The following is a 12,389-nucleotide window of genomic DNA, read 5'->3' as shown; positions in this document are numbered from 1 at the left end:
TAAAGCAAATTAAAGTTTTTAAAATTAACACTAGGTATGACACATTTTGCTAGTTATACTTTTGCGATAATTGACCAAATTTTGAAACTATCACTCTATGTTAAAAGCTAAATTAGCTAAGTTAATTGCCAAAACAGATTTACAAGTTAATGAACAACAACTTGACCAGTTGGTCGCTTATGTTGGACTTTTGAATAAATGGAATAAAGCATATAACTTAACGTCGGTTCGTCAGCCTGAACAAATGTTAGTAAAACATATAGTTGATAGTTTAGTTGTAAGTCCTCACTTATCTGAAGTTTCAGATATCAATAATAAATTCATTGATGTTGGCACTGGACCTGGATTACCAGGTATTCCATTGGCAATCGTTAACCCTGAGTTAGAGTTCACTTTATTAGATTCATTAGGGAAACGGATTCGTTTTATTACTCAAGTAAAACATGAATTAAAGTTAGATAACGTTACTCCACTACAAAGTAGAGTTGAAGATCATCAAGGTCAATACGCTGGAGTATTAAGTAGAGCCTTTGCCTCTATTTCTGATATGGTAAATTGGAGTCATCATTTAGTTGCGAAAGATGGATTATTTTACGCATTAAAAGGTCAATTAGATCAGCAAGAAATCGATCAATTACCTGACTTTGTAACCGTTAAACAAGTTCATACATTGCTTGTTCCTGAATTAGATGGTGAAAGACATCTCGTTTTATTAAAAAACGTTAGTTAGAACTGAGGATACAGTGGCAAAAATAATAGCAATAGCCAATCAAAAAGGTGGTGTTGGAAAAACAACATCTGCAGTTAACCTTGCAGCGTCTATGGCTGCGACAAAACGTAAAATATTATTAGTCGATCTTGATCCTCAAGGTAATGCAACCATGGGATCTGGCGTTGATAAATATGATGTTGAATATAGCGCTTACGATTTGTTGGTTGACGACTTACCACCTGAAAAAATAATAATCACAGAAACATCTGGTGGATTTGACTTAATCGCAGGCAATGGAGACGTGACGGCTGCTGAAGTAAAAATGATGGAAATGTATGGCAGAGAATTACGCCTTAAAAATGCATTGGCTAAAGTTAAAGATAACTATGACTATATATTCATAGACTGCCCGCCTTCACTGAATATGTTAACGGTTAATGCGATGGCCGCGTCTGATTCTGTAATTGTACCTATGCAGTGTGAATATTATGCATTAGAAGGGTTAACTGCATTAATGGATACTATTTCTCAACTAGCGAGTGTTGTTAATCCAGATTTAAAAATTGAAGGGATATTACGAACTATGTATGACCCTAGAAATCGTTTAGCTAATGATGTTTCTGAACAGTTAAAACATCATTTTGGCGATAAAGTTTATCGAACTGTAATTCCAAGAAACGTTAGATTAGCAGAAGCGCCTAGTTTTGGTGCACCTGTTATGTATTATGATAAATCATCATCTGGTGCAAAAGCGTATTTAGCATTAGCCGGTGAAATGCTTAGACGTTCGAATAAAATAAAAGCTGCATAAAATTTCAAAGGAACACTATGTCTGCACGAAAACGTGGGTTAGGTAGAGGTTTAGATGCCCTACTTTCAAATCAATCCAACCAAAATACAACAGCTGAAAACTCAGAAGCTATTTTAAGCGCCAGCGAAATAGAAGCTAAAACGGGGTTATCTAAATTACCAATAGAGCAGCTTGTTCCTGGTAAATATCAGCCTCGCCAAGACATGTCTCCAGAAGCGCTTGATGATTTAGCATCATCGATTCGTTCACAAGGTATTATTCAACCTATTGTTGTGCGTCCATTAAAAGACGATAGTTATGAAATAATTGCAGGTGAACGTCGTTGGCGTGCCGCTCAATTAGCAGAGTTAGATCTAGTGCCTTGTATTATCAAAGATGTGCCAGATGAAGCAGCAGTTGCAATAGCTTTAATTGAAAATATTCAACGAGAAGATTTAAACGCAATGGAAGAAGCCATTGCATTACAGCGTTTACAAGATGAGTTTGAATTAACACATCAAGAAGTTGCTGACGCAGTAGGTAAGTCACGTACATCAATTACTAACTATCTTCGTTTAAACAAATTAGAAGATGATGTTAAGACATTAATGGAACATGGTGATTTAGAGTTTGGTCACGCAAAAGTATTATTAGCCTTGTCTGGCGATGAACAGATATTAGCGGCTCGTAAAGTTGTAGCAAAAGAATTGACGGTTAGAGAAACCGAAAAGTTAGTTAACAGTATTACCGATGGTATTAAAGAAAAAGTACCCGCTGATAAAGATCCTGACGTTAAACTGTTAGAACAACAGCTGATTGAAAAGTTAGGTGCTAAAGTTGATATTTCTTACAATCGAAAAGGTAAGGGTAAATTAGTCATTTCTTATTCATCTTTAGATGAATTAGATGGGATTATCTCTCATCTCAGTCCTGAACAAAATTAATAAATTAAGAAGCCAACAATGTTGGCTTTTTTTATAAACTTTAGATCTAAAATATCAATAAATTGTTAAGAGTTTGATTATAAAATGACAGCTTAGATTAATAAGCCGTCATAAAACTGAAAGACAATAGTAAAAGTTTGTGCAGGCTATAAATTTTCAACCTTAAACGCTTAGTTATAACGTGCTTAATAGTTGCAAATTAATGACATAAACGTATAATTTCGCCAGTTTTGAGCCTAGAAAATGTGACGAGTTAAAAATTGTCATCTATTTGAATTACGTCTAGGCAAACAGTCATGCTGCATTGAGCATGAAATAAAATATTTAGGAAATTGATTTTTGGTACAACACATAACAAAAACAAATCGGCAAAAAGCCTTCAAGTTTTTGATGTGGCAATTCTTAATTGGGTTACTGATATCAGTTTTTATAGGATTTACATGGGATAATTTAGCGGGCAAATCATTTTTTATTGGTGTTTTGTTAGATGTTATCCCTTCAGTTGTATTTACATTATATGCGTTTCGTTTTACCGGTGCTCGCAAGTTACAAATGGTAGCTGCATCATTTTACCGAGGCGAAACCGTAAAAATAATGTTAACTGGCGCTATGTTTATTGCTGTTATTAAAACCGTACCGGTTATATTTCCGGTGTTATTTATAGGGTTTTTAATCGCAAAATTAAGTCAGTTTTTAAAATCGATAATTTTTTAATAACTTTAAACTTTTGGGAAAATAAACAATGGCTGGTGAACTCACTACTCAGGGTTACATCAAGCACCACTTGACCAATGCGTCAGTGGGCGAAGGCTTTTGGACATGGCACGTTGATACGTTGGCATGGTCAATTCTTCTAGGCTTGGTTTTCATCCTTTCTTTTCGCAGTGTTGCAAAAAAAGCAACCGTTGGTGTTCCAGGAAAATTTCAATGTTTCGTTGAAATGATCGTGGAGTTTGTTGGGAACAGTGTGAAAGACACTTTCCATGGCAAAAATCCATTAATAGCTCCATTAGCGTTAACCATATTTGTATGGGTATTGTTAATGAACTTTATGGACATCATTCCTGTTGATTGGTTGCCTACTGCAGCTGCATTAATTGGTGGTGAATCGTGGGAAACTATCGCTTCAGGTAACTCTCATATTTATATGAAAGTAGTACCGACTACAGATTTAAACATGACAGCAGCACTTGCTCTGGGTGTGTTTGTATTGATGATTTTCTACTCGATAAAAATTAAAGGTTTTGGCGGATTCATGAAAGAGCTTTATGCTCACCCGTTCAATACCCCTTGGTTGTACTGGTTTAACTTTATATTGGAAGTCATTGCATTAATTGCTAAACCTATGTCATTAGCATTACGTTTATTCGGTAACCTATATGCTGGTGAGCTTATCTTTATATTGATTGCAGGACTTATGGGTATATGGCAATTGCCTGCTCACTTCATATGGGCCGCTTTCCACTTGTTAGTAATTCCACTTCAAGCATTTATTTTCATGATGTTAACCATTGTGTACTTAAGCTTGGCGCATGAAGATCACTAATTAGTAAAACAGTTTACAAAGATTTAATTATCCATTTGGATATGGGCAGGAAGCCCTATAAAAATTTACTTTAACTTTAAACATTAACCATAAAAATTGGAGATACATATGTTATTTATTGCTGTTGCTCTACTAATCGGCCTAGGCGCACTTGGTACTGCTATCGGTTTCGGTTTATTAGGTGGCAAATTCCTAGAATCTGCAGCACGTCAACCTGAACTAGCACCTCAGCTACAAGTAAAAATGTTCATCGTAGCGGGTCTTATTGACGCTATCGCGATGATCGGTGTAGCTATCGCGTTATACATGTTATTCGTACTTGCTTAATCACTCATTTTCATTCGAACAATAGTATTAAATAAGTAAGGAGAGCGGTAATGAATCTAAATGCCACTCTATTAGGCGAGTCTATCGCATTTATCGTTTTTGTTTGGTTCACAATGAAATATGTGTGGCCACCATTAAACGGTGCTATCGAAGAACGCCAAAATAAAATAGCAGATGGTCTTGCAGCGTCTGAACGCGCTGAGAAAGACTTAGAACTTGCTCAAGAGAAAGCGACCGAGCAGCTTAAAGAAGCTAAAGCTCAAGCCGCTGAAATCATTGAACAAGCGAAAAAGCGTGCAACACAGATTGTTGATGAAGAAACGCAAAAAGGTCATGACGAACGTGAAAAAATTATTTCACAAGGTTATGCCGAGGTTGACGCTGAGCGCAACCGTGCGAAAGAAGATCTTCGCCAACAAGTTTCTGTTTTAGCAGTAGCTGGTGCAGCAAAAATTTTAGAGCGTCATATTGATGCTGCTGCCCACAGTGACATCCTAGATAAACTAGTTGCAGAACTATAAGCAGAGGAATAGAGCAAATGTCTGAATTGACTACAGTAGCTCGTCCCTACGCTAAAGCTGCGTTTGATTTCGCTGTTGAAAGCGGAGCCGTTACGCAATGGCATGAGATGTTGGAATTTGCAGCACAAGTTGCTTCAAACGAAGACATCAAAGCCTATTTAGCAGGCTCTCATTCACCAGAAGTTACTTCTGACTTATTTGTCAAAGTATGTGGTGAACAACTGAATGAACAAGGTCAAAACTTTATTAAAGTATTGGCCGAAAATGGACGTTTAGTTGCTCTTCCTGCAGTTGTTGATTTGTTCGAAGAACAAAAAGCACTGTATGAGAATGAGATTGAGGTCGATGTGACTTCAGCAACTGAAATTAGTGAAGCACACCAATCATCATTGGTTGTTTCTTTAGAAAAACGTCTAGCACGCAAAATTAAGCTGAATTGTAATATTGATAGTTCTGTTGTTAGTGGTTTGTTAATTAAAGCGGGCGATACCGTTATTGATGCAACAATTCGCGGCAAGTTAGAACGTTTATCACATACATTACAATCGTAATTGGGGATTTGAGCATGCAACTTAACTCAACTGAAATCGCTGAACTGATCAAGAAACGTATTGAGAAGTTTGACGTTGTCAGCGAAGCTCGTAACGAAGGTACTATCGTATCAGTAACTGATGGTATTATTCGCATCCATGGACTTGCAGCTTGTATGCAAGGTGAGATGATCGAACTTCCTGGTAGCCGTTTTGCTATCGCATTAAACCTAGAGCGCGACTCTGTAGGTGCGGTAGTAATGGGTCCATATGCGGATCTACGTGAAGGTACAAAAGTAAAATCAACTGGTCGTATTTTAGAAGTTCCAGTAGGTGAAGGTTTATTAGGCCGCGTAGTAAATACACTAGGTGAGCCAATCGATGGTAAAGGTCCAATCGACGCAGCTGGTTTTGAACCAGTTGAAAAAATTGCACCAGGCGTAATCGAACGCCAATCAGTAGATGAGCCTATTCAAACAGGTTATAAATCTGTTGATGCCATGGTTCCAGTTGGTCGTGGCCAACGTGAATTAATCATCGGTGACCGTCAAACAGGTAAAACTGCATTGGCAATTGATGCAATCATCAATCAAAAAGATTCAGGCATTAAATGTGTATACGTAGCAATTGGCCAAAAAGCCTCTACTATTGCTAACGTGGTTCGTAAGTTAGAAGAGCACGGTGCGTTAGGTAACACTATCGTTGTTGCTGCTACAGCTTCTGAATCTGCTGCACTACAATTCTTAGCGCCTTTCTCTGGTTGTACTATGGGTGAATACTTCCGTGATAACGGTCAAGACGCACTTATCGTATATGATGATTTGTCTAAGCAAGCTGTTGCTTACCGTCAAATTTCATTGCTACTTAAGCGTCCACCAGGACGTGAAGCATACCCAGGTGACGTTTTCTATCTTCACTCTCGTTTATTAGAGCGTGCTGCTCGTGTAAACGATGTTTATGTTGAACGTTACACTGAAGGTAAAGTTAAAGGCAAAACTGGTTCTTTAACAGCACTTCCAATCATTGAAACTCAAGCTGGCGACGTATCTGCGTTCGTACCGACTAACGTAATCTCGATTACAGATGGTCAGATTTTCCTTGAGTCAGACATGTTTAATGCTGGTATCCGTCCTCCTGTAAATGCAGGTATCTCGGTATCACGTGTTGGTGGTGCAGCTCAAACGAAAATTATCAAGAAACTAGGTGGTGGTATCCGTCTAGCTCTTGCGCAATACCGTGAATTAGCAGCTTTCTCTCAGTTTGCATCTGATCTAGATGACGCAACACGTGCTCAGTTAGAGCATGGTGAGCGTGTTACTGAGTTAATGAAGCAAAAACAATATGCTCCAATGTCTATTGCTGACATGGGTGTATCTTTGTTTGCTGCTGAAAAAGGTTACTTACAGGACATCGCCGTTTCTAAAGTTTTAGACTTTGAAGCAGCGCTAATCTCTTACATAAACAGCACAAATGCTGATCTTATGAAAGATATTAATGCAACTGGTAACTTCAACGGTGAAATCGAAGCAAGTTTGAAAGAAGCTATTGAGAAATTCAAAGCGACACAAACTTGGTAATTAGGTTAGGTGAGTTGTTCTTATTAAAAGAAAAACTCGCCTTCGTTGAAAGTTAATCGGAGAATCACATGTCCGGCGCAAAAGAAATAAAAGGTAAGATTGGGAGTATTAAAAATACTCAAAAAATTACCAGTGCTATGGAAATGGTTGCGGCTTCTAAAATGAAGAAAGCTCAAGACCGTATGGCGTCAAGCCGTCCATATGCACAAACGATGCGTAAAGTGATTGGTCATATTGCACGTGGTAGCCTTGAATATCGCCATCCATATTTGGAAGAGCGTGAGGTAAAACGTGTAGGCTATTTGGTCATTTCGTCTGACCGTGGTCTGTGTGGCGGCTTGAACTCTAACGAGTTTAAAGCTGTTGCTAACGACGTTGAAAAGTACTCTGAAGCAGGTGTAGAACTAGATTTTGCACTTATTGGTTCAAAAGCAGTAGGTTTCTTTAACCGTTTTGGCGGTAACGTTGTTGCAGTAAAATCAGGCTTAGGTGATGCACCATCTGTACAAGATGTAATAGGTGCAGTACGCACTATGTTAGATGCGTACAATGAAGGCAAAATTGACCGTTTGTTTGTGGTTTACAATAAATTTGTAAATACCATGACACAAACGCCAACGATCGATCAGTTATTACCTTTACCAAAGTTAGAAGAAGACAAAGACATGTCAGGTAACTGGGATTACATCTACGAACCAGACCCTAAAGTTTTATTAGAAGCTTTATTGGTTCGTTATGTGGAATCACAGGTTTATCAAGGTGTCGTTGAAAATGCAGCATCAGAACAAGCTGCGCGTATGATCGCAATGAAAGCCGCTACAGATAATGCGGGCGACATAATCAACGATTTACAATTGGTATACAACAGGTCTCGTCAGGCAGCCATTACTCAAGAAATTTCTGAGATATGTGCTGGTTCTGCTGCGGTTTAGGTTAACAAAAATTTATGAGGAAATGTCATGAGTCAAGGTAAGGTCGTACAGATCATTGGCGCAGTTGTGGACGTTGAGTTCCCACAAGATGCAGTACCTGCGGTATATGACGCAATACAAGTAACTGATGGTAACCTTGAAGGGTTAACATTAGAAGTACAACAACAACTTGGTGGTGGTATCGTACGTGCAATTGCACTTGGTACAACTGACGGGTTGGCACGTGGTGCAGTAGTCGTTAGTACCGGTAAAGGTATTGAAGTTCCAGTTGGTGTTAAGACGTTAGGTCGCATCATGGACGTATTGGGTAACCCAATTGACGAAGCTGGCCCTATAGGCGAAGAAGAACGTTACACGATTCACCGTGAAGCCCCTTCTTATGAAGAACAATCTAGCTCTACTGAATTATTAGAGACTGGTATCAAAGTAATCGACTTAGTTTGCCCATTTGCAAAAGGTGGTAAAGTTGGTCTATTCGGTGGTGCTGGTGTTGGTAAAACAGTAAACATGATGGAACTTATCCGTAACATCGCAATCGAGCACAGCGGCTACTCAGTATTCGCAGGTGTTGGTGAGCGTACTCGTGAGGGTAACGATTTCTACCATGAAATGAACGAATCAAACGTACTAGATAAAGTATCTCTAGTTTACGGTCAGATGAACGAGCCTCCAGGAAACCGTTTACGAGTTGCCTTGACTGGTTTAACAATGGCTGAAAAATTCCGTGACGAAGGTCGTGACGTTTTATTCTTCGTTGATAACATCTACCGTTATACACTAGCTGGTACAGAAGTTTCTGCACTACTAGGTCGTATGCCTTCAGCTGTTGGTTACCAACCGACTCTTGCTGAAGAAATGGGTGTTCTACAGGAACGTATCGCGTCTACTAAGACTGGTTCAATCACTTCAATCCAAGCGGTATACGTACCTGCGGATGACTTGACGGATCCATCACCAGCAACAACGTTTGCTCACTTAGACGCAACAGTTGTACTTTCTCGTGATATCGCATCAAAAGGTATTTACCCAGCGATCGATCCACTAGATTCATCTTCTCGTCAACTTGACCCGTTAGTAATTGGTCAAGAGCATTATGACGTAGCACGTGGTGTACAAACTGTATTACAACGTTATAAAGAGTTAAAAGACATCATCGCTATCTTGGGTATGGACGAATTATCTGAAGAAGATAAACAGACTGTATCTCGAGCTCGTAAGATTGAACGTTTCTTATCTCAACCATTCTTCGTAGCAGAAGTATTCACTGGTTCTCCAGGTAAATACGTATCGCTTAAAGACACTATTGCAGGATTTAAAGGTATTCTTAATGGTGATTACGATGATCTTCCAGAACAAATGTTCTACATGGTAGGTTCAATCGACGAAGCGGTAGAAAGAGCTAACAAATAGAATACGGAGCGTAAAATGGCTGCAATGACTGTCCACTTGGATGTAGTAAGCGCAGAACAGAAAGTATTTTCTGGTCTAGTTGAAACATTACAAGTAACAGGTAGTGAAGGTGACTTGGGTATATATCCAGGTCACGCGCCTTTACTTACCGCCATTAAACCTGGCATGGTACGCGTAGTTAAGCAATTTGGCGTAGAAGAACTTTTCTACGTTGCAGGTGGTATTTTAGAAGTACAACCTGGCGCTGTTTCTGTATTAACAGACACAGCTGTAAGAGCAGAAGACCTAGATGAAGCACAAGCATTAGCAGCACAAAAATCTGCTGAAGACGCAATTGCAAATCCTGGTGCTGACTTTGAATATGCAGAAGCAGCTATACAGCTTGCAGAAGCAGTTGCTCAATTACGTATTATCCAACAAATTCGTAAAGGCTAATTAAGCTTCCAAAGATTTGATGAGTCGACTCTTATACATCCTTGTATCGTCGACATTCCATCATCCATGATGTAAAAACCCAGCTCAAGCTGGGTTTTTTTATGCCTAAATTTTATCAAATACATTATTGATAACCGTATTTATGACGAAATATATATCTGCTAATTGTTATCGTAGATATGATATAAAACAATCCACAAATAAGAATGATTATCATTTGCAATTAATTAAAAGGTATTATATCTTAAATACCAAGTTGGAAGACCAATAGGAAATAGCTAGGTATTGGTTCAACAAAAGCGTTGTCTCTAGGATGATATTAGGTGAGGCATCACCTTACATGGATGTAAAAGCACTTTGTTCCCCTCTCTTGCTCTCTTACAGGCAGGGTATAGAGAGGTGGAGCATTCCCTTAAGAAAAAAACAAAATGGTAATATACACGAAACCATAAAATAATTTTCCATCTACTTGTTGCGTACCTGCCTTAAAGTTATGATGCACACATCTTTATTAACTTAAGTATTATAATATTGTGTCTTACAACATAGCGACAAAATCAAAACAAGAACAAGACAATATTCAATATGATTTAATGTCTTCATACTGGGCATATAAAGAAAAACGCGGGTTAATGAGCAAGCCCGAGATATTTAAGTATATCCATCAACATTTTTCTGACCCTGGGATACAAGACCATTTAATTCAGCGTTATGAATATTATAAAATGCAGTAACCGTTTTATGATGAATCATCAGTTTACAGTTAATTAACTTATATATTTCTTAGTTCCACATGGAACCTAAATGCCAAATAATCCTCAGCACGAAAAAATATGGAAAGTCATTCAACTTATCCCTGAAGGTAAAGTAGCTAGTTATGGACAAGTTGCTGATTTAGCAGGTCTTCCTGGCCGTGCTCGATTGGCAGGTAAATGTTTAAGCTACGTACCAAAAGAAGGATTTAATGGTAAGTCAGTACCTTGGTTTCGTGTACTGCGCTCATCCGGTCAAATAGCCTTTGAATTAGGTTCATCATCATTTGAAGAACAAAGGGCACTATTAATGGATGAAGGTGTAATGGTAAAAGGAAGACGTATTTCAATCAAACAATATGGCTGGAAACCTGACTTAGGCGAAATTCTATTTCTGTTAGAAAATTAACAACACATCCACATACAATCATCACTTCCGTTTTCATCTAGTTTTATTTAATTGTTACGCTAAACTGAATGTTATTGATGTTACCAATAACGTTTAACTTAGAGTTCATTATGAATATTCAAGATTATCAACAAGCACGTTTATCCCGCGATCCTCGTTTTGATGGTGTGTTCTTTACAGCTGTGAAAACGACAGGGATATTTTGTCGACCCGTGTGCCCTGCTACACCACCGAAAGAACACAATGTTGAATACTTTGAAACTGCATCTGAAGCGCTTGTATCAGGTTATAGACCATGTTTAAGGTGTAGGCCTGAATCAGCCCCATTTTCCCCAGCATGGAGCGGTACGGAGACCACAGTTAAACGTGCTTTATCCATAATTCATCAAAATGGTTTTAACGGTTTAAAGTTATCAGAGTTAGCAGATAAGTTAGGTATTACTGATAGGTATTTACGTAAGTTATTTGAACAGCAATTAGGTGTTTCACCAAAAGCCTATGTACAGCACCAACAAATACTATTTGCAAAGTCGTTATTACATCAAACACACTTACCGATAAATCAAATTGCTTACGCTTGTGGGTTTAACAACGTCAGACGTTTTAATGACGCGTTTAAACGCATAACAACAAAAACCCCTTCTGAAATTAAAAAGCTACAAGTATCCGACGCGCTAATACGACTACAGATGAATTACCAACCTCCTTTTAACTGGCAGCACTGGCATGACTTTTCTGAGTTTAGATTAATGGATGGTATAGAAACATTAGGCAGTAGTTCTTATGGTAGAACCTTTAACTGGTTAACAGAAACGGGATCGTATATTAAAGGTTGGTTTAATGCTGTACATAGGCCGGATAAACAAGGTTTTAATGTCAGTATTAATATTGATGATGCTAAATATTTATATCCCGTTAGTCAGAAGATAAGACAAGTATTTGATTTAAATGCCAATGTAGAGTTAATCAATTCACAAATAATTAATGCAGGATTTCCCGATCATAATTTACAACAAGGTATTAGAATCCCAGGAAGTTGGAGTCCATTTGAAGCAGGCATCAGAGCAATATTAGGACAGCAAGTATCAGTTAAAGCGGCAACCAACTTGTTAAATACTTTGATATTGCATTTAGGTGATAAGGAAACATCAAGTAACGGCAATATGAAAACTCGTTATTGGTTTCCTACCCCAAAACAAATAGCTAAATCGGACTTGGCATTTTTGAAAATCCCTCAAGCAAGAAAAACCACCTTAATAACATTAGCAACGTGGTGTAATAAACATCCTGAGGGAGAAGTTAAAGATTGGTTAGAATTAAAAGGCATTGGTCCTTGGACCGTTGAGTACGCTCAGATGCGCGGTGAAGCCAATACTGACATCTGGTTGGATTCAGACTTAGGTATCAAAAAAGCATTGGATATATTTCCAGAAATTGATGCCGAAAAAGCCAAACCTTGGCGTTCATATTTAACCTTTAATATGTGGAGCATGTTGTAATTTTT

At 38.3% G+C, this 12,389-nt stretch carries 15 protein-coding genes; all 15 read left to right on the top strand.

Annotated features, from left to right (window positions below; all coding sequences use genetic code 11):
- Positions 1 to 97: 97 nt before the first annotated feature.
- The 15 genes from rsmG to KO505_RS10465 all read left to right on the top strand — a co-directional run bounded on the left by rsmG (position 98) and on the right by KO505_RS10465 (position 12,384).
- On the top strand, positions 98 to 730 hold the full coding sequence (gene rsmG / locus KO505_RS10535; protein WP_216055403.1) for a 16S rRNA (guanine(527)-N(7))-methyltransferase RsmG: 633 nt from the start codon (positions 98 to 100) through the stop codon (positions 728 to 730).
- Positions 731 to 743: 13 nt separating this feature from the next.
- Entirely contained in the window at positions 744 to 1,523 is a 780-nt protein-coding gene (locus KO505_RS10530) for a ParA family protein (RefSeq protein ID WP_216055402.1), read from the top strand.
- A 17-nt stretch (positions 1,524 to 1,540) separates the two neighbouring features.
- Positions 1,541 to 2,446 carry a ParB/RepB/Spo0J family partition protein gene (locus KO505_RS10525; RefSeq protein ID WP_216055401.1) on the top strand — a complete coding sequence of 302 codons (906 nt, stop codon included), beginning with the start codon at positions 1,541 to 1,543 and terminating at the stop codon, positions 2,444 to 2,446.
- 390 nt (positions 2,447 to 2,836) lie between these two features.
- Positions 2,837 to 3,160: an ATP synthase subunit I gene (locus tag KO505_RS10520; protein ID WP_216055400.1), complete on the top strand. Its 324-nt coding sequence runs from the start codon at positions 2,837 to 2,839 to the stop codon at positions 3,158 to 3,160.
- A gap of 28 nt (positions 3,161 to 3,188) precedes the next feature.
- Positions 3,189 to 3,992, top strand: coding sequence for a F0F1 ATP synthase subunit A (atpB, locus tag KO505_RS10515; protein ID WP_216055399.1), 804 nt, complete (start codon positions 3,189 to 3,191; stop codon positions 3,990 to 3,992).
- A gap of 108 nt (positions 3,993 to 4,100) precedes the next feature.
- Positions 4,101 to 4,319 (top strand): F0F1 ATP synthase subunit C, encoded by a 219-nt coding sequence (gene atpE / locus KO505_RS10510; protein WP_105051295.1) that lies wholly within the window; start codon positions 4,101 to 4,103, stop codon positions 4,317 to 4,319.
- 50 nt (positions 4,320 to 4,369) lie between these two features.
- Entirely contained in the window at positions 4,370 to 4,840 is a 471-nt protein-coding gene (gene atpF, locus KO505_RS10505; protein WP_216055398.1) for a F0F1 ATP synthase subunit B, read from the top strand.
- Positions 4,841 to 4,857: 17 nt separating this feature from the next.
- A complete protein-coding gene (atpH, locus tag KO505_RS10500) occupies positions 4,858 to 5,391 on the top strand; it encodes a F0F1 ATP synthase subunit delta (RefSeq protein ID WP_216055397.1) in 534 nt (177 codons plus the stop codon).
- Positions 5,392 to 5,405: 14 nt separating this feature from the next.
- Positions 5,406 to 6,947 carry a F0F1 ATP synthase subunit alpha gene (gene atpA, locus KO505_RS10495; protein WP_216055396.1) on the top strand — a complete coding sequence of 514 codons (1,542 nt, stop codon included), beginning with the start codon at positions 5,406 to 5,408 and terminating at the stop codon, positions 6,945 to 6,947.
- Positions 6,948 to 7,015: 68 nt separating this feature from the next.
- Positions 7,016 to 7,879 carry a F0F1 ATP synthase subunit gamma gene (gene atpG, locus KO505_RS10490; protein WP_216055395.1) on the top strand — a complete coding sequence of 288 codons (864 nt, stop codon included), beginning with the start codon at positions 7,016 to 7,018 and terminating at the stop codon, positions 7,877 to 7,879.
- 27 nt (positions 7,880 to 7,906) lie between these two features.
- Complete coding sequence (gene atpD, locus KO505_RS10485; protein ID WP_216055394.1) at positions 7,907 to 9,289, top strand: F0F1 ATP synthase subunit beta; 1,383 nt, start codon at positions 7,907 to 7,909, stop codon at positions 9,287 to 9,289.
- A 15-nt stretch (positions 9,290 to 9,304) separates the two neighbouring features.
- Positions 9,305 to 9,724 carry a F0F1 ATP synthase subunit epsilon gene (locus KO505_RS10480; protein WP_216055393.1) on the top strand — a complete coding sequence of 140 codons (420 nt, stop codon included), beginning with the start codon at positions 9,305 to 9,307 and terminating at the stop codon, positions 9,722 to 9,724.
- A 533-nt stretch (positions 9,725 to 10,257) separates the two neighbouring features.
- The gene (locus KO505_RS10475) at positions 10,258 to 10,458 is read left to right on the top strand and encodes a DUF3283 domain-containing protein (protein ID WP_216055392.1); all 201 of its coding nucleotides are present in this window, start codon (positions 10,258 to 10,260) and stop codon (positions 10,456 to 10,458) included.
- Between the two features lie 70 nt (positions 10,459 to 10,528).
- Positions 10,529 to 10,885: an MGMT family protein gene (locus KO505_RS10470; protein ID WP_216055391.1), complete on the top strand. Its 357-nt coding sequence runs from the start codon at positions 10,529 to 10,531 to the stop codon at positions 10,883 to 10,885.
- Between the two features lie 110 nt (positions 10,886 to 10,995).
- On the top strand, positions 10,996 to 12,384 hold the full coding sequence (locus KO505_RS10465) for a DNA-3-methyladenine glycosylase 2 family protein (protein ID WP_252731745.1): 1,389 nt from the start codon (positions 10,996 to 10,998) through the stop codon (positions 12,382 to 12,384).
- Positions 12,385 to 12,389: the final 5 nt, after the last annotated feature.

Source organism: Psychrosphaera sp. F3M07 (assembly GCF_018860345.1).
Lineage (GTDB): Bacteria > Pseudomonadota > Gammaproteobacteria > Enterobacterales > Alteromonadaceae > Psychrosphaera > Psychrosphaera aquimarina.
The sequence above is the reverse complement of the archived record's forward strand: the minus strand, read 5'-3'. Positions and strand labels throughout refer to the sequence as shown.

Coding starts and splice junctions, on each gene's coding strand:
- rsmG (WP_216055403.1), top strand. CDS start 98: ATGTTAAAAGCTAAATTAGCTAAGTTAATTGCCAAAACAGATTTACAA.
- KO505_RS10525 (WP_216055401.1), top strand. CDS start 1,541: ATGTCTGCACGAAAACGTGGGTTAGGTAGAGGTTTAGATGCCCTACTT.
- KO505_RS10520 (WP_216055400.1), top strand. CDS start 2,837: ATGTGGCAATTCTTAATTGGGTTACTGATATCAGTTTTTATAGGATTT.
- atpB (WP_216055399.1), top strand. CDS start 3,189: ATGGCTGGTGAACTCACTACTCAGGGTTACATCAAGCACCACTTGACC.
- atpE (WP_105051295.1), top strand. CDS start 4,101: ATGTTATTTATTGCTGTTGCTCTACTAATCGGCCTAGGCGCACTTGGT.
- atpF (WP_216055398.1), top strand. CDS start 4,370: ATGAATCTAAATGCCACTCTATTAGGCGAGTCTATCGCATTTATCGTT.
- atpH (WP_216055397.1), top strand. CDS start 4,858: ATGTCTGAATTGACTACAGTAGCTCGTCCCTACGCTAAAGCTGCGTTT.
- atpA (WP_216055396.1), top strand. CDS start 5,406: ATGCAACTTAACTCAACTGAAATCGCTGAACTGATCAAGAAACGTATT.
- atpG (WP_216055395.1), top strand. CDS start 7,016: ATGTCCGGCGCAAAAGAAATAAAAGGTAAGATTGGGAGTATTAAAAAT.
- atpD (WP_216055394.1), top strand. CDS start 7,907: ATGAGTCAAGGTAAGGTCGTACAGATCATTGGCGCAGTTGTGGACGTT.
- KO505_RS10480 (WP_216055393.1), top strand. CDS start 9,305: ATGGCTGCAATGACTGTCCACTTGGATGTAGTAAGCGCAGAACAGAAA.
- KO505_RS10470 (WP_216055391.1), top strand. CDS start 10,529: ATGCCAAATAATCCTCAGCACGAAAAAATATGGAAAGTCATTCAACTT.
- KO505_RS10465 (WP_252731745.1), top strand. CDS start 10,996: ATGAATATTCAAGATTATCAACAAGCACGTTTATCCCGCGATCCTCGT.